15 protein-coding genes and 1 tRNA gene are annotated in these 16,986 nt (G+C 73.5%); 11 read left to right on the top strand and 5 right to left on the bottom strand.

The genetic code is table 11. The features are described from left to right. The first annotated feature begins 107 nt into the window (after positions 1–107). Positions 108–935, top strand: coding sequence for a TIGR02452 family protein (locus tag ACWGJO_RS13735; protein WP_452183585.1), 828 nt, complete (start codon positions 108–110; stop codon positions 933–935). Positions 936–950: 15 nt separating this feature from the next. Here ACWGJO_RS13735 and ACWGJO_RS13730 read toward each other — a convergent pair whose 3' ends face one another. Continuing rightward, positions 951–1,286, bottom strand: a complete 336-nt coding sequence (locus tag ACWGJO_RS13730) for a hypothetical protein (protein WP_452183584.1) — start codon at positions 1,284–1,286, stop codon at positions 951–953. Positions 1,287–1,443: 157 nt separating this feature from the next. Then, positions 1,444–2,538 (bottom strand): hypothetical protein, encoded by a 1,095-nt coding sequence (locus ACWGJO_RS13725; protein ID WP_452183583.1) that lies wholly within the window; start codon positions 2,536–2,538, stop codon positions 1,444–1,446. Positions 2,539–2,645: 107 nt separating this feature from the next. Here ACWGJO_RS13725 and ACWGJO_RS13720 point away from each other — a divergent pair, with 107 nt between their 5' ends. Next, the gene (locus ACWGJO_RS13720) at positions 2,646–3,098 is read left to right on the top strand and encodes an RICIN domain-containing protein (protein ID WP_452183582.1); all 453 of its coding nucleotides are present in this window, start codon (positions 2,646–2,648) and stop codon (positions 3,096–3,098) included. Between the two features lie 7 nt (positions 3,099–3,105). Here the strand turns inward: ACWGJO_RS13720 and ACWGJO_RS13715 are convergent, their stop codons facing one another. Further along, positions 3,106–3,801, bottom strand: a complete 696-nt coding sequence (locus tag ACWGJO_RS13715; RefSeq protein ID WP_452183581.1) for a tyrosine-protein phosphatase — start codon at positions 3,799–3,801, stop codon at positions 3,106–3,108. A 110-nt stretch (positions 3,802–3,911) separates the two neighbouring features. After that, complete coding sequence (locus ACWGJO_RS13710; RefSeq protein WP_452183580.1) at positions 3,912–4,673, bottom strand: SDR family oxidoreductase; 762 nt, start codon at positions 4,671–4,673, stop codon at positions 3,912–3,914. A 134-nt stretch (positions 4,674–4,807) separates the two neighbouring features. Between ACWGJO_RS13710 and ACWGJO_RS13705 the strand changes: the two genes are divergently transcribed. The 7 genes from ACWGJO_RS13705 (at position 4,808) to ACWGJO_RS13675 (ending at position 12,311) form a co-directional block, all read left to right on the top strand. Then, a complete protein-coding gene (locus ACWGJO_RS13705; protein WP_452183579.1) occupies positions 4,808–5,605 on the top strand; it encodes a DNA polymerase beta superfamily protein in 798 nt (265 codons plus the stop codon). Between the two features lie 47 nt (positions 5,606–5,652). Beyond that, positions 5,653–5,725, top strand: a tRNA-Lys gene (locus ACWGJO_RS13700). Positions 5,726–6,551: 826 nt separating this feature from the next. Next, entirely contained in the window at positions 6,552–7,910 is a 1,359-nt protein-coding gene (locus ACWGJO_RS13695) for a DUF6002 family protein (RefSeq protein WP_452183578.1), read from the top strand. 22 nt (positions 7,911–7,932) lie between these two features. Then, positions 7,933–9,267, top strand: coding sequence for a hypothetical protein (locus ACWGJO_RS13690; protein ID WP_452183577.1), 1,335 nt, complete (start codon positions 7,933–7,935; stop codon positions 9,265–9,267). Next, entirely contained in the window at positions 9,264–10,598 is a 1,335-nt protein-coding gene (locus tag ACWGJO_RS13685; protein WP_452183576.1) for a hypothetical protein, read from the top strand. Before ACWGJO_RS13690 ends, ACWGJO_RS13685 begins: the two co-directional genes overlap by 4 nt. A gap of 28 nt (positions 10,599–10,626) precedes the next feature. Next, positions 10,627–11,274 (top strand): methyltransferase, encoded by a 648-nt coding sequence (locus ACWGJO_RS13680; RefSeq protein ID WP_452183575.1) that lies wholly within the window; start codon positions 10,627–10,629, stop codon positions 11,272–11,274. Between the two features lie 65 nt (positions 11,275–11,339). After that, positions 11,340–12,311 (top strand): ATP-grasp domain-containing protein, encoded by a 972-nt coding sequence (locus ACWGJO_RS13675; protein ID WP_452183574.1) that lies wholly within the window; start codon positions 11,340–11,342, stop codon positions 12,309–12,311. Between the two features lie 89 nt (positions 12,312–12,400). Here ACWGJO_RS13675 and ACWGJO_RS13670 read toward each other — a convergent pair whose 3' ends face one another. Further along, entirely contained in the window at positions 12,401–13,645 is a 1,245-nt protein-coding gene (locus tag ACWGJO_RS13670) for an MFS transporter (protein ID WP_452183573.1), read from the bottom strand. Between the two features lie 816 nt (positions 13,646–14,461). On the opposite strand from ACWGJO_RS13670, the gene ACWGJO_RS13665 reads away from it, so the two are divergent. Then, entirely contained in the window at positions 14,462–16,189 is a 1,728-nt protein-coding gene (locus ACWGJO_RS13665; protein ID WP_452183572.1) for an LCP family protein, read from the top strand. Positions 16,190–16,343: 154 nt separating this feature from the next. Further along, positions 16,344–16,865, top strand: coding sequence for an SRPBCC family protein (locus tag ACWGJO_RS13660; RefSeq protein ID WP_452183571.1), 522 nt, complete (start codon positions 16,344–16,346; stop codon positions 16,863–16,865). Positions 16,866–16,986: the final 121 nt, after the last annotated feature.

Here is a 16,986-nt window from a genome sequence, read left to right as displayed (position 1 = left end):
TTTCCCCGGCAGCCTCGCGTTCCCCCGTGCCGGGCCCCCGAGGCGTTGTTCTGGGAGTGAGAATAACCTGTGGCGCGCGGGCGCCGCGGTCCCGTAGCGTCGCGGCCATGAGCAGCAGACTGCACGATGTGGCGCGAGTGAACGAGGAGATCGCCGAGCGAGGGAGCTACCGGACGGCCGGGGGCGAACTCGTGCAGGTGGGGGAGGAGTTGGGGGCGGCGCGGACCGGCACGGTGTCCTACGCGCCGGAGGGGCTGGACGCGCTGCTGGCAGCGGGCGACCGCGGGCCGGGGCCGGCGGCCGGACGGATCGAGGTGACGGCCGAGGGCAGCATCCAGGCCGCCCGCCGGCTGGTCGGGGCCGGGGCCGGGCCGGTCGGGGTGCTGAACTTCGCCTCCGCGCGCAACCCCGGCGGCGGCTACCTGCGCGGCGCCCGCGCCCAGGAGGAGGACCTGTGCCGCAGCGCGCTGCTGTACAGCTGCCTGCTGGAGGCGCCGGACTACTACGAGGCGCACCGGGCCTCCACCGACCTCCGGTACAGCCACCGGGTGATCGTGTCGCCGGCGGTGCCGGTGATCCGGGACGGGCGCGGAGAGCTGCTGGCGCAGCCGTACCCCGTCACTTTCCTGACCTCGCCCGCGCCCAACGCCGGGCAGCTGGAACGGCGTTCGGCCGGTGCGGACGTCCGGGGCGTGCTCGCCGAGCGGGCCGCGCGGGTGCTCGCGGCGGCGGCCCGGCACGAGGTGCGCACGCTGGTGCTCGGGGCCTGGGGCTGCGGGGTGTTCCGCAACGACCCGGCGCAGGTCGCCGAGGCCTTCGAGGGGGCGCTGGCCCGGTACGGGGCGGCCTTCGAGCGGGTGGTGTTCGCGGTCTGGGACCGCTCGCCGGTCTCGGCGAACCGGGCCGCCTTCGAGGCCCGGTTCGCCGCGGGGTGACCGCCCGGTGGCCGGCTACTTCCGGCGGGCGGCGAGCGCCGTGGCGGCCGTGGAGGCCGCCGCGACCACACCGGTGACGGCGAGGACGGACGGCCAGGCGCCGATCCGCTTCGCCAGCGGGTGCGAGCCGCCGAAGGCCGCCACGTACAGGCCGGTCAGCGCCGCCGCGGTGCCCGCACCCGCGCTGCGGCGCCACTGCGCTGCGGCCCCGGCACCGGCCACCGCCAGCACCGCGCCGCCCAGTTCGCGCCGGCCGCTCCACCGGGCGACGCCGTAACCGCCGAGCAGACCGCTCGCCGCGGTCAGCGCGGCGGGCGCGGCGGCCGTGAACACGTTCGGGACCTTCGCCATCGTCGACTCCACTCGTGGGGGCTGTGTCGTTTTTCCGACCATAACCCGGTGAACGAACGGGGCCGCCGGGGCCTCCCGCCGGAGCACCGGCAGCACCGGCAGCACCGGCAGCACCGGCAGCGCCGGCAGCGCCGTCCGCCGGAGCGCCGCGGGGCCGCTACCGGAACGCCTCCGCGGGCGTCTGCCCCGGCACCGTGGCGGCCAGCCGGCGGGCGGCCTCCGCCGGGTCGAGCACCCGCTCCAGCCGCAGGTCGCCCGGGACCTCCTGGATGAACCGCCCGGCCGACCAGCTCCGCTCGTACGGCAGCGGCTCCAGGACCAGGGTGCGCACGCCGTCCACCACCGGGATGTCGCTCGGCGTCCCCTCGTTCCACACCCAGGAGCCGTCCGGCGCGACCAGGTTGAAGGCGCCGGTGGCGACCACCCGGCGGCCGTCCAGGAACGCCGTCCGGGCCAGTGCCACCACCTCCCGGTCCTGCGGGGTGCCGGGCAGGTGGCCGCCGCCGATCAGCACGTCGGCGAGCAGGGTGTGCAGCTGGAAGGTGTCGCTCAGGCCGCTCATCCGCAGCAGGTAGCCGGTGCCGGTGGGGCGGTCGAGCACCAGGAGCGGCTCGTCGTCCAGCATCAGCGCCAGGTGGACCAGGCCCTTGAAGTCGTGCTGCTCGCCCTGGTAGCGGTCGAACAGCTCCAGGATCACCTCGGTCACGCCCGAGGCGCGGGCCTCGGCCCGGACCTCCGGGTGCGTGTACACCGCCCAGGCCGCCTGCTGCCACAGGTGCAGCGTCCACCAGGCGACCACGGCCAGGTGGGCGTGCCACTCGTCCAGGTGCGCCGGGTCGGCGATCCGCTCGTGCGCCTCGGCCGGATCGTCCTCCTCCGCGCCGGGCAGCGGGCCGCCGCCGGTGGAGACCCAGCGCCGGACCAGCAGCTGCGCGCCGGTCAGCGCCCCGCGCAGTCCGGCCAGCACCGGGCCGGAGCAGGCGACCGGGTCGGCGCCGTGCTCCACGCAGGCGCCCACCACCATGGCCAGGTGCGCCCGGGGGAACGGCGGGGCGTCCGGCAGCAGGGCGGCCAGCCGGGGCCCGGCCGCTGCTCGCTCCGCAGGGTCGGCCGTGCCGAACAGCCCGCCGACCAGCCCGAGGGCGGGCCCGAACTGCTCGTCGTCCCCGGCCGCGACCACGGCCTCCAGGGCGGCCACGGCTTCGGAGAAGGTGGGCTGTTGGCGGTGCGACGGTATCTGCTCGGTGGACATTCGCCGCAGCATAGGGGGCGGAGCCGGTCCGGCGGTAACTCCTCCGCGCCCCCGCCCGCCCGGGCCGTACGCGGGCCCCTGTCGGTGCCCGGTGGCAGACTTCGACCGTGACGGACTCCGAGATCACCGACGGCAGCTACCTGGTCCGCAACGTCGGGAGCGGCCTGCTGCTGCAGGTCGCCGACGCCTCCCGGCGCAGCGGTGCCCGGATCGTCCTCGGCGCGGACGAGGGCAGCGACGCCCAGCTCTGGCACCTCGCCGCCGTCCACCCGGGCGGCGCGCTGTTCCACATCGAGAACGCCGGCAGCGGCAAGCGCCTGGACGTCACCGGCGCCTCGACGGACGACGGCGTCCGGATCCAGCAGTGGTCGGCCAACGCCTTCGGTGCCCAGGAGTGGCTGCTGGAGGCCCACGTGGATGCCCCGGGCACCTACACGGTCACCAGCTTCATCAGCGGCAAGCCCCTGACGGCGGGCGACACCCCGGAGGCCGACGTCCACCAGAGCGAGGACGTCGACGCCCCGGCCCAGTGGTGGCGCTTCGAGCGCCGGGAGGGCTGAAGGCCCGTCAGTCCGTGAGGTTGGCGAGGGCGGCGTCGAGTTCGGCGTCCGTCGTGCCGTGGTGGCGGAGGTAGCCGGGGATCGTGCCGTGGTGGTCGTGGATCCAGGCCAGGGAGGAGACCAGGAGCTCGGCGTCGACCGGGCGGGAGAGGCGCTCGGTGCCGGTCTCGTCGAGGTACGGGGTGGGGCCCTTGTCGAGGCCGAGGCCGATGTTGGAGAGCAGGAAGTCGGCGGTGATCTCGGCCTCGGAGGCGCCCAGCAGGGACTGGAGGACGGCGATGGTGAGCCCGGTGCGGTCCTTGCCGACGGCGCAGTGGACGACGGCGGCCAGCGCGTCCGGAGCGGCGAGGCGGCGGACGACGGCGGCGAGCGAAGGACCGGCCGTCGAGGCCATGAAGGGGTAGAGGGCGGCCTGGTCCTCGGGCCAGGGCCGGTCGGCGTCCTCGGGGTGCGGGGGAAGGGTCGGCAGACCGAGGGTCTCGTGGTCGAGGCCGTGCCGCTGGTCCGGCCAGGTCTCCAGCTCGTACGCGCTGCGCAGGTCGAAGACCGTCCGCAGGCCGAGGGCCTTGAGCCGCCGGGCGCCCTCCTCGGTGAGGGTGTGGAAGGACCCGGAGCGGTACAGCACGCCCCGGCGGAGGGCGCCGATCCCGCCCGCGTCACGGAAGTTGCGCACACCGGGGATGTCGATGAAGGCGTCGGTCATGGCCACCACGGTACGGGTGGGCGCGGGCGGGAGGAAGGAGGAGTGCGACGTTGGCGGCCCGGCGGGAGGACACCGTCCGAAACCGGCCCCGCCGGTGGGCGACCGGCCGCTCAGCGCCCGCCCGAGACCTCCAGGAACGCCCCGGTGGTGTACGAGGCCGCCGGGGAGAGCAGGAAGAGGATCGCCTCGGCGACCTCTTCCGGCTGCCCGCCGCGCCCCATCGGCAGGCCGGGCGCGACCCGGTCGACCCGGCCGGGCTCGCCGCCGAGCGCGTGGATGCCGGTGTGGATCAGCCCCGGTCGCACCGCGTTGACCCGGATGCCCTCGGCGGCGACCTCCAGGGCGAGGCCGCGGGTCATCGAGTCCACCGCGCCCTTGGCGGCCGCGTAGTCGACGTACTCGTTCGGCGAGCCGATCCGGGAGGCGGCCGAGCCGACGTTGACGATGGCGCCGCCCCGCCCGCCGTGCCGGGTGGACATCCGGCGGACGGCCTGGGCCGCGCACAGGAACGGGCCGGTGATGTTGGCGGCCCAGATCCGGGTCAGCCGGTCCTCGTCGATCTCCTCCAGTCGGCACTGCTTCTCCAGCGTGCCGGCGTTGTTCACCAGTCCGGTGAGCGGGCCGAGCTCGTCGTCCACGGTGGTGAACAGCCGCTCCACCTCGGCGGTGCGGGTGACGTCGGCGCGGACCGCGAGGGCGGTGCCGCCGCCGGCCCGGATGGCGTCCACCACGGCGGTCGCCGAGGCCTCGTCCGTACGGTAGTTGACGCAGACCCGGTAGCCGCGGCGGGCGGCCAGCAGGGCGGTGGCGGCTCCGATGCCGCGGCCGGCGCCGGTGACGATCAGGACCTCGTCGGTGGGGGTGGTCGACATGGACCGTACGCTACCCGGGCGGCCGGGCGGCCGGGCGGCCCGGACCGGAATTCGCTCGCCCGGCGCGGGCCGCTCGGCGAGGATGCCCGGACGAGGATGCGGTGCCCGCCCGTCCGTCCGAGAGGAGTCCGCCGATGTCCACCACGACCGCCGTTCCCGGCGTCGCCTCCGTTCCCGGTGTCGCCTCAGTTCCCGGCACGGTGCTGCTCTCGGGCATCGTCGGCTCCACCGCGTACGGCTTCGCCCACGCCGGCTCCGACCTCGACCGGCTGGGCCTGTTCGCCACCCCCACCGAGGAGTTGCACGGCCTGCACCGCCCGGCCGAGTCCCACGTCACCACCGCGCCCGACGTCACCCTGCACGAGGCCGCCAAGTGGTGCCGGCTGGCGCTGGGTTGCAACCCGACCGCCTCCGAACTGGTCTGGCTGCCGGACGAGCTGTACGAGGTCCGCACCCCGCTCGGCGACGAACTGGTCGGCCTGCGTGCGGCCTTCCTCAGCGCGCCGGCCGTGCGGAAGGCCTACCTCGGCTACGCCGACCAGCAGTTCCGCAAGCTGCTGACCCGCGACACCGCCGACCCGGCCGCCCGCCGCCGGGCCGCCAAACACGCCCGGCACCTGGTCCGGCTGGTCGAGCAGGCCGTCCGCCTGCACGAGACCGGCCGCAACCTGATCCGGCTGTCCGACCCCGAACGCATCCGCGAACTCGGCGAACGCATCGCCGACCGTCCCGCCCTCGCGGAGGGCCTGCTCGCCGACGCCGCCGCCCGGCTGGCCGGCCGCGGTGTCCTGCCCACCGCCCCCGACCAGCGCCCCGTCGAGGCCTGGCTCCGCCGGGTCCGCGCCGTCCACTACACCCCGCCTCAAGTCCCGCTCCACGAGCCCGGCACGCCCGCGCAATCCACTGGCGGAGCCCTGGGCCCCACCGGGTAGGATCGCCGTGGTCCTTCCGCCCGGGCATCCGGGCGAGCTGGGACCGCGGGCCACTAGCTCAATTGGCAGAGCTGCGGACTTTTAATCCGTAGGTTCAGGGTTCGAGCCCCTGGTGGCCCACGTGGTCGAGGCGAGTCCGGGCGTCCTCCCTTCGGGGAGGGCGCCCTTCGTCGTGATCGGCGCGGTGCAGGGCGGGGCGCGGCGGGTGAGGTGTCATCCGGCCGAGCCGCGGCGGGAGTTCCGCCGTTCGGCGACCCGGCGGAGGTGGCGCCCGGCGGCTCGGGCGGCCGGGTCCCGAAGGGCCGGGCCGGATCATCGGTGAGGTCGTCGCGGAGAAGAGTCCACAAGGCGTTTCGTGTCCATGCGGACCATGAATTCTCGGACATCCGGACGAACGGGTCCCAGGGGGCGGAAATTTCACCCGGGTTGTCCGATCGCCCTGAATCCCGTACGCCAGGCGGGGTTCGGATCCGAGGAAATTGCTCCACAGATGGGCGTTTGTCCCGCAAGAGGGGTGAACGGGGGCAATGTCACAGCGAAATGGGCGCGGTGTAACCTGCGTCACACCGGAGAGTCGTTGACCGGGGACGGTCAATGAATCAATACTCTCGACAAGCAGTTGCCGTATCACCCGTCCGCACAAAATTTCACCGAATCACCCGGGGTTGAGAGGTTTCGCGACCGCGGAGGCCCCAATGGGTGCGGTCGAGCCGGCGGAAGAGTCCGACCCGCTTTCGGCCCTGGAATTCGCCGGGTTCCGCGCGGCGCCCCGGGGGGCCGCGATCGGCATGGTGTGTCGATGTTCTGTGCACTGGGTTTGTCTTTCGTAATGACCAGGGTCGCAGCCCACTTTCTCGGTTTCCCTGACGGCCGTCACCAGCCTGCGCGAGCATGACCGTGCGGGCTCGTGGGCGGAATCGATCTCCGGTGGAAAGAGGCAGGAAAAGTGATTCTCGACAATGCTCTCGTCCGGTACTACGAAGAGATCCGTTCAGTCCTGCGGGACCTCCTGGGCGGCCCGGAGAAGGCCGACACCGAAGGTTTCACGCCGGGCGTCGAACTGCCCGAACTCACCGAGGCCATGCGCGAGTACCTCGCGGTCTCCGGCCTCGGCCACGCGGCCATGCCCTCGTACCGGGGCCGGAACCTCGCGCTGCTCGACCTCACGCGCAACCCGGCCACCATGACGACCAAGACCTTCGCCTCGCTGGTCATCGTGGCCAGGGCGGTCCGCTTCGTCCAGGACACCGGCCGGCGGGTCACCATCGTCACGCCGTCCTCCGCAAACAAGGCCGTCGCCATGCGCGACGCGGTGCTCCGGGCCGTCCGGACCGGTCTGGTGGACGCCGACCGGCTCAACGTCGTCACGGTGGTCCCCGAGGGGGCGGTGGCCAAGCTGCGCAGCTCCGAGCTGTTCACCGACCCCGGGCTGCGGGCGCGCAACCCGATCGCGGTGTACGGGGGCGAGGAGCCCGGCACCGTGAAGGCCATCGCCCTCGGACTGGTCGACGAACACCGGAGCGCTCTGGAGAAGGAGTGCGAGACCAACCTCTGGTACACCCTCCAACTGGAGAACTACCTGGCGGCGGACGTGGTCAGGGCGCTGGCCGAGGCCGACCTGTTCCCCTCGGCGCCCGGCGAGGCCCGGCTGCACGTGCACGCGGTCTCCAGCGCCTACGGGCTGCTCGGCCATGCCCACGGCCGCAGCCGGCTCCCCGCGGACGTCCGCTCCCGGACCCTGCCGCCGCACTACTTCCTGGTGCAGCACCTGGGCGCTCCCGACATGGTGCTCAGCCTGTACAACGAGGGCTCCACCGACACCGGGAACCTCCCGGCGTACTCCTACGACGCGGGCACGGGACTGTTCACGCAGAGCGCCGACCCGCGGTACCCCGCGCAGACCTTCGATCCGCGCGAGACCCTCGACCCGACCTTCTACACCCGCAACCCGCCCACCTCGCCCCGGATGAACGAACTCATCCGCACCCAGGGCGGCGGCGGCATCGTCGTCTCGCTCGCGGAGTGCCTCGGCCGCTACGGCCAGGTGCGCTCGCTGCTCGGGGAGGCCGGCGTGCGGCTGCCCGCGAACCCCACCGCGCTGCGCGAGTGGTCCCTGGTGATGGCGATGACGGGCCTGCTCAACGCCGTCGACCGGGGGCTGGTGCCCGAGGCCGACATCCTCGTGCACGGCTCCGGCAGCTACTCGGCGACGGACTACGGCCACCTCACCGTCCGGGACCTGCACCCGGTGACCACCGCCGAGGACCTGCGGCGCGTGGTGCTGGACGCCACGCCCTCCGCCTGATCGCTCGTACGGGGCCCCGCCCGTGCCGGGGCCCCGTTCCGCCGCCTCCCTGCTTGCCACCGACGACCCGCTCGCCGCCGACGACCCGCTCGCCGCCGACGACCCGCTCGCCGCCGACGACCCGCTCGTGCCGCCGCCCCGCTCGCCACCGACGACCCGCCGAGGTGATAGCCCCGTGGCCCCTGCCGTCCCGCCCCCGCGCGCCACGCCGCACCAGCGGCTGCGCATGCACACCGGTTACCACTGGCGCAACAGCGGCAACCGGGTCCTGACCTCCGCACGGACCGCCTGGGACACCCGGGACGGGGCCGGCTTCCCGGCCGTCCGTTCGGAGGCCGGGGGACTGTCGGTGAGCTACGCGGGCCTCGCCGAAGGCCTCGCGTACACCCTGGAGTTCACCGAGCTCCGACGCGACGCCGACGTCCACGGCGTCCGGCGCCGGACCGGCCGGCTGACCGGAGCCGCCCTCCGGGACCCCGCCCGGCTGCCCGACGCGGACATCGTCATCGTCGGTACGAGCGCCGGGCGCGCCCGCGCGCTGCCGCACGAGGCCTCCCTCATCGTGCCGATGCGGGTGCACTTCGTGATCGACTTCGACGCGGACCCCGACACCGTCCGGCAGCGCATCTCCAAGCGCGAGCGCCAGCAGTTCAAGCACGACCTGCGTGACCACGCCTGGACCTGGGGGCTCAGCCGCGACCCGGCTTGGTTCGACCACTTCTACGACCGGCTCTACCGCCCCACCATGTTCCGGCGCCACGGGGACCGGGAGCGCACCGAGACCAAGGACGTCTCCTACGAGTGCCTCTTCCGCGGCGGCCGGATGTTCGTCCTGCGGCAGGACGGCGAACCGATCGGCGGAGCGCTCTGCCACTGGGACCGGGCATCGGGGACGACGACCCTGCGCCTGCTGGGCGTGGTCGACGGAGCGCGGGAGCACTACGACAGCGGCGCCTTCAAGGCGATCTACCACTTCCTCATCGACTGGTGCGCCCGCCACGGCGTGCGCCGCCTCGACTTCCAGGGCACCGAACCCTTCGTCAGCAAGGGCACCTACCAGTGGAAGCGGCGGTTCGGCACCAGCGTGCTGCCGCCGCCCAACCACTTCGGCGCCAAGCGGCTGTGGCTGCAGGTCCGCGCCGACACGCCGGAGGTGCGGGACTACCTGGTCGCCAATCCGGTCCTGGCCGAGAGGGCGGACGGGACCCTGGAGGCGGTCTACTTCCGCGACGGGCGGCGCGCCCCCCGGCTCGACTACTCCGCCAAGTCCCCGGGAGTGGCGGGGGTGCGCGAGGTGGACCTCGACGAATTCCTCGCCGGCGCGGCGCGCGGGCCCGCCGGAAGGGCCCGCAGGTGACCGCCCCGTGGTACGGCACCGCACCGCCGCCGCTCGACAACCGGCTCGAACTGCCCGCCGTCCAGCGGGAACTGGCCCGGGTGGAGGACGGCGAGTACGCCCGGGTGGTGCCGGTCGCGTCGTCCCTGCGGCCCGTCATGCTGCCGCGTTCCTCCTACGACGAGCTGTTCACCGCCACCGCCGACCTGCTGGCGCTGCTGCGCCGCACGCTGCTGGAGAGTGCTCCGACGGCGGCCGGCCGGATCGCCGCGCTCGGTGCCGGCGAGCGGATGTACCCCCTCGTCATGGACGGCCCGGCCGAGGAGGACTACGCCACCTGCATCGCCCGGCCCGACGTCATGGTGGGTGCCTCCGGCCCCAGGTTCCTGGAGTTCAACATCGGCTCCGGCATCGGCGGGGTGGTGGACACGGCACTGCACACCGCCGCGTGGGTGGCGGCGTTCGGCGGCCCGGAGCGGATGCCCTTCGACGCGGTCGATCCGCTCGCGGTGCGCGACGAGCTCTTCGTGCGCGCCGTCCGGGCCCTGGGCGTGAAGCCCGCGGTCGCGATCGTCGGCACCCTCCGCGACTTCGGCGGTCCTCCCAGCCGCTACTTCGAGATCCAGGAGGAGTCGCTGCGCCGCCGCGGCCTGGCGGCCGAGACGTTCGAGCCGGAGGACCTGCTCGACGGACTCGGCCTGCCGGGAGAACCCCGCTACCGGCTCGGGCTGCGCCACTTCACGATCCTCGAATGGCTCGGCCACGGCATCGACCTCGGGCCGGTGCGGACGGCCCTGGACGCCGGCGTGCGGTTGCTCGCGAGCCAGACCGCGTACCTGATCGCCAACAAGAAGGTGCTCGGCTGGGTGTCCGAGGGGCGGCCGTGGATGACGGACCGGGACCGGCGGACCGTCGAGCGCTACCTGCCGTGGACCCGCGTGGTCGGGAACCGGCCCGTCGAGCGGCACGGCCGGACCGTGCCGCTCCCGGAACTGCTCCTGGAGCGCCAGGAGCAGTTCGTGCTGAAGCCCGCCATCGGGATGAGCGGGCAGCAGGTCCTGGTGGGCCGTTCGTGCCCGCCGCAGGCCTGGCGGGCGGCGGTGACCGCGGCCGCCGCGGCGCAGGACCACATCGTCCAGGAGTGGGTGGAACCCGTGCCGTACCGGATGGAGTTCGCCGGTCCGGACGGATCCGGCAGCCACCAGGCCGAGGTGGTGCCGGTCTTCAGCCCCTTCCTGTTCGACGGGCGGGCCGCCGGCTGCATGGTGCGCTACCTCCCGCCCGACCGGGACGGCGTGGTCAGCATCCACGGCCACGGAGCCCTGTCGAACGTGGCGTTCGCGCTCCGCTGAGCCCCGCGACTCTCCCCAGGAGGACGACATGACGACCTACTCGCGTGCCGGCTACGGCCCGGTGTCCGTGTCCTACACGGCCGAACTCGACGGCGGCGGCAACACCTTCGGCCGGGCGTACGAGCCGTTCGTCCGGTCCCGGTTCGGCCGGGTCGGATCGGTCTTCGAGTGGTGCGCCGGCCCCGGGTTCATCGGCTTCTCCCTGCTGGCGGCCGGCCTGTGCGATTCGGTCGACCTGGGCGACGTGAACCCCGCCGCCGGGGACGCGGTCGAGCGGACCATCGCCGAGAACGGTCTGCGCGGCCGTGCCCGCTTCCACCTGTCCGACGGCTTCGACGACGTGCCGGCGGACCTCCGCTGGGACCTGATGGTCGGCAACCCGCCGCACGTCAACCAGGACGCGGCCGCCTCGGACTACCAGCGTTCCCACTCGCCGCTGATCTGGAAGGACACCGACTGGGCCATCCACGGTGCCTTCTACGACGCGGCGGCCGAGCGGCTGCGGCCCGGCGGCTCGGTCCTCATCCAGGAGAACCACCGGTTCTCCGCCCCGGAGGACTTCACGGAGATGGTCGGGAAGGCCGGCCTGGAGGTCGTCGGCGCCTTCGGATGCGGCGAGGGCCGCGAGGACTACTACTTCCTCTGGTCCCGGCTGCCCGGGTCCCGGACGTCCTGAGGCCCCCGCTCCGGGCACCCGTTCCACGCCGACCACCGGACACCACAGCGCGAGGAGAGCGCATCATGCCGCGTCCCACGACGAATCCCGTGATCACCTGGATCTACCAGTCCGAGGACCTCGACCCCGCGGGGGTCGAGGCGTTCGAACGGGGCATCACCCGGCGCTACTCGGCGCTCTCCCGGCCCCGCGGCCTCGACTTCCGGGTGATCAGCGCCACCGAACTGGTGCCGTCCTGCGTGGGCGGCAGGCCGGTCCTGCGCCACGGCGACGAGGACCTGCTGGAGCGGCGGCAGTGCTTCATCGTCGAGGACATGGCCACCGACCCGCAGGGCCTCCAGGCGCTGCGGGCCGTCTACCGCACCATCGAGGCGAGCGACTCCGTCCTGCTCAACCGCTCGTACACCGGCCCCGACTACCTGGAGCGCGACAAGCTCGCGCAGCTCCAGCACGCCGCCGGCCTGGGCATCCGGACCGCGGACACCGTCGCCGTGCCGCCCGGCAGGTACGCCCGGCGGGTGCTCGGGGAGGTGCGGCGCGCGCTCGGCGACGGCCCCTACATCGTCAAGCCCCGTGAACTGACCGGCGGTTACGGCGTGCTGCGGGTCGACTCCGAGCAGCAGCTCGGCGCGGTGATCGACCTCGTCGCCCAGGCCGTCGGCGGGTACCTGGTGCAGCCGCTGATCCCGCACTCCGGCGACATGCGCGTCTTCATGGCCGACGGCGAGGTCGTCTCCTCGCTGACCCGCCGCCCCCGCCCCGGCGGCTACCTGGCGAGCATCAGCCAGGGTGGGTCCGTGGAGGTGAACCGGGACCACGACCAGGTCGCGGACCAGTGCGCCCGCATCGCCCGCGACCTGCGGGCCGAGTGGATCTGCGTGGACTGGCTGATGACGGACTCCGGTCCGGTCCTCAACGAGTGGAGCACCGCGCACGGCGGCTTCACGGTGATGCCCGAGCCGGAACTCGGCAGGGTCGCCGACGCCTTCTTCGGCTGGATAGGCCGACGCTTCGAGGGGAAGCCGCCCGGCCGTTGAGCCCGGGACGGTCCGGTCCGCGGGCCCGTGCCGAACCCACCCGACAGAGCGGGCGCGGCCCGGGCCCTCCCCGTCGTTCGGACCGGGTCTCAGGCCCGGGCGGCCGGGCCGAACGCCCGGCGCAGCCGGACCGTCCAGACGATCACGGCCGCGAGCGCGATCGAGGCCACCGCCGTGGCCATCCCGGCCTGGATGCCGGCGGAGACGGTGACGCTGCTGGCCACCAGCGCGCCGAGCGGGACGCCCAGGCCCGAGGACAGCATCCGGCGGGTGGTGTTGACGCGGCCCTGGAGCTCGGGCGGCGTCACCTCCTGCGAGTAGGTCATCGTGTTCACCAGGACGACGAGGTACGCCGTTCCCCACACGGCCAGGGCCACCAGCGCGACCAGCCAGTTCGAGGTGAGGACGACGACGAGGCCGAGCAGCGCCCCGACCGGCAGCACGCCGAGGAGCAGCGGGAAGGCCTCGAAGCGCCGCCGCAGCCGGGGCAGCAGCAGGGAGCCGCCGATGCCGCCGGCGCTCCAGGCCATGTAGAGCAGGCCGATCCGTCCGTCGGAGCCGTGGATGCCCAGCGCGCGGTCGGCGAAGACGACCAACTGGCCGACGATGGCGCCGCCGGAGAAGGACTGGAGGGTGCCGACCACGGTCATGATCCGCAGCGTGGGGTGGCCCGCCAGGAACCGCAGTCCCTGGCCTATGGACTCCTTGAAGCCCGGTCGCCGGGTGCCCGGGGTGACGGTCCGCGGCGCGACGTTGACGACGGCCCTGATGAACAGCGCCGACACGGCGAAGCTCAGGGCGTCGAGGGCGAGCGTGCCGGCCGGGCGGAACAGCGCGATGAGGCCGCCCGCCACGGCGTTGCCGACGATGCGGACGACGGTCTCCGCCCCGTAGAGGGCGCTGTTGGCCTGGGTCAGGCCCTCCTTCCCGACGATGTCGGGGACGAAGCCGTAGACACCCGCGTCGAAGAACAGGGCGAGGCCGGCGGACAGGAACGCCACCAGCATGACGTGCCAGGCCGTCAGCGCCCCCAGGGCCCAGGCCAGCGGCACGGTGGCGAGGCAGAGGGCGTTGAGCCAGTCGGTGGCGATCATCAGGGTGCGGCGGTCCACGCGGTCCGCGACGGCGCCCGCGATCAGGCCGAAGGCCAGGTAGGGCAGCGTTCCGGCGGCCGCGACCAGGGAGACCAGCAGCGGCGACCCGCTCTCCTGGAAGACCAGGACGGGGAGCGCCACGGTGGTGATGGCGGACCCGAGGCCGGAAACGGCGCGGGAGAGCCAGAAGTTGCGGAACCCCTCGATGCGGCGGAGGGGGATCGCCTGCGCGGTTGACATCTCGTGATCGGTTTCCGTTCCTTCGGTGACGGTGACGGTGACGGTGACGGTGCGTGGTGCTGGCGGCGGCGTGGTGCGGCCCGGGCCGCGGGTGATCTCCCCGCACCGGACGAAGAGTTGACGGTTCGACAGTTCGTACCGGGGCGTCGGCGGTCCGGTGTGCCGCGGTGCCGCCGCGGCGGGGCGGGCGGCCGAAGAAAACGGTCGACACCCGGACCCGGGCCGGTGGCCGGGTGGGTGTCGACCGGAGCCGAGGGGGTCTTCGCGGGGCCGGGAGGGCGGGTCGTGCGGGCCGGGCCGGTCGTTGTCGGCGGTCGCGGGGGGTGTCGGCATTCGGGCGGGCCGACAGTGACGTCTCCACAGCGCGGTGTCTCGGGCGGCCGGTTCGGAAATCACGAAACATTCGGCACTGTAACAGCTCGTTGCGCTCATGACACCCGTGTGCGGCCCATCGCGGGATCTCCACGCGGCGCGGGCCGCGGGGGAGTGCGGCGAGCTCCGGAACGGTCGGGGGGCGGGACGTCGCGCAGTGGCGTGAGTCACGCTGGAATCAGGCGATTTCGGCTGTTCTGTCTGGATGTTGTCCGTTGATCGGTGGGATTGCCTCCGGGTCGGAGGTCGGTGATCGTGTCGGGCCTAAATATGATCGGAAGCCACGATCGTCGGTTAGTGGTGACGGTCGTATGTGCAACCTGGGAACGGTCCGGACCGTCTCTCTGTGTGCGGTGCGCCGGATCGTCAGGGGCGTCGCTTCCGTCGGTGAAAGGTACGCGCATGTCAGGTCGGAGGGGCGAGAGCCCGGCTCGGGGCGAAGGCGTGCCCGCGACGGAAGACGCCGCGGGCTCCGTGCCCTCCCCGCGTGCCGGCGGCCGGGCGGAGGCCCGTCGCGCCGCCCAGGGCAAGGGCGGACGCGGCGGTGGCGGCGGCGGAAAAGCGGAGGCCGCGTCGGCGGGTGGCGGCCGGGCCGCCGCCCGCAAGAGCGCCAAGCCCAAGAAGAACGTGAAGAAGATCGTCGCCTGGTCGACGGCGGGCGTGCTGGTGGTCATCGCCGGCGTCGGCGGCGCGATCTACCTCAAGCTGAACGCCAACATCAAGTCCTTCGACGCCGACGCGATAGCCCGCAACCGCCCCCCGGAGGCGAAGGCCGACGCGGACGGCAACAAGCCGGTCAACATCCTGCTGATCGGTTCGGACAGCCGCGGCAAGAACAACGCGGACCTCGGCGGCGGCGAGGACGGGGGCGCCCGTTCGGACACCACGATCCTGTTGCACGTCTACGCCGATCACAAGCACGCCGTGGGGATCTCGATACCGCGCAACGCCAAGGTCGAGCTGCCGTCCTGCAAGCTGCCCAACGGCAAGTGGACCAAGGGCGGCAACACCGACCTGTTCAACGCCGCGTTCTCGATGGGCGGCAGCGACGACGGCAACCCGGCCTGCACCCAGAACACGGTGGAGAAGCTCACCGGCATCCGCGTCGACCACACCCTCGTCGTCGACTTCAACGGCTTCGCCTCGATGACCTCGGCCGTCAACGGCGTGGACATCTGCCTGCCGAAGCCGATCTACGAGAGTGACATCAACCCCAAGCTGAAGAAGAAGGGCGACCTCGTCCTTCCGCAGGGCAAGCAGACCGTGGAGGGCCAGAAGGCGCTCGACTACGTCCGGCTGCGGCACGGCATCGGCGACGGTTCGGACATCGGCCGGATGAAGCGCCAGCAGGCGTTCCTCGGTTCGCTCGCCAGCAAGATCAAGAAGGATGGGATGAACCCCACCACCCTTCTGCCGCTGGCCGACGCCGCGACCAAGTCCCTGGTCGTCGACCCCGGCCTGGACTCCGCCGACAAGCTGCTCTCCTTCGGCCTGTCGCTGAAGAACATCGACATGCACGACCTCAAGTTCGTGACGGTCCCGTGGCGTTACCGCACCCAGGACCAGGACCTCGACCTGGTCCAGGCGGACGCCGGCAAGCTCTGGGAGACCCTCAAGGCCGACCAGACCATCGACGGCCAGAACGCCACCGGCCAGCAGCCGGACGCCCCGGCCGACGGCACCAGCCCGGCCCCGCAGCAGCCCGCGTCGCCCACCACCCCGGCCGCACCGGCCGCGGACACCGCCAACTCGGCGATCAGGGTGGCGGTCTACAACGGAACGAGCGTCAACGGCCTGGCCGGCAGGGCGACCGAGCAGCTGAAGGGCGCCAAGTTCGCCGCCAGCACGGCGGGCCAGGCGGCGAGCACCAAGTACAGGACCACCACGATCGAGTACGGATCCGGGCAGAAGGCGAACGCCGAGAAGGTCGCCGCGCTGTTCCCGGGCGCCGGCCTGGAGCCCAGCAGCGCCCGGGGCATCTCGGTGATCGCCGGCCAGGACTTCGCCGCCGCGATGGGGATGGCCACCGGCGCCCCGGCCGGCGGCGGCGCGACGGCCGCCACCCCGGGCGTCCCGGCGCCCCCGCAGCCGCTGCCGACCACCATCACCAACGACGCCCGTTCCGCGGACGACGACATCTGCGCGAACACCAGCTACGGCAGCGGCGGCTGACCGCACCCACCGGGTACCACGGGGACGACCCCCGGGCCGGCGTCCTCCGGGGCGCGCGGGCCCGGGGGTCGTGCCATGGTGGGCCTGGGGCCGTACGTCCCGGGGCCGAACGCCCCCGGGCGGGGACCCAGCGGTCACCGCGAAAGGCGGACCCATGCCCGAGATCGCCCTCCAGTTCGACATCGCCGCGCCCCGGGCCGTGGTGCTCGCCGCGCTCACCACGCACGACGGGCTGACCTCCTGGTGGACCACCGGCGTGGACCGGGACGGCGACGTCCTGCTGTTCGACTTCCCCGACGTCCCCGAGCCGTTCCGGCTGCGGGTGGAGCGGACCGACCCGGACCGGGTGGTGTGGACCAACGCCGGTTCCTTCCCGCCGCACTGGGCCGGCACCTGGATCAGCTGGGAACTGGCCGAGCTGCCCGCGGCCCCCGGTGTCCCAGAGGCCCCCGAGCGGTCGGCGGCCCCCGAGGCCCCCGCCGCCCCGGACCGGCCCGCCGCGTCCGGGCGCACCCGGCTGCTGTTCCGGCACGGCGGCTGGCAGCCGGGCAGCGAGGAGGGCGTCCCGGCGGTGGCCGGCACCTGGGCCGAACTGCTGGTCCGGCTCAAGGACTACGCGCAGAGCGGCAAGGTGCAGCCCTACTTCGTCACCGCGCACCGCCACGACGCCCCGTGAGCACTCCGTGAGCACCCCGTGGGCGCCCGGTGACGGCCCGGCGGCCGGTCGCCCGCCAGGGCGCCGTCCGGTGGCGGGATCGCGGCGGCGGGCCGATGGTGGCGGTGTACCGCCGTCGTCC

It is taken from the genome of Kitasatospora sp. NPDC054795 (genome assembly GCF_053611565.1).
Note: the sequence above shows the minus strand (reverse complement) of the source record. Positions and strands in the feature narration are given on the sequence as shown.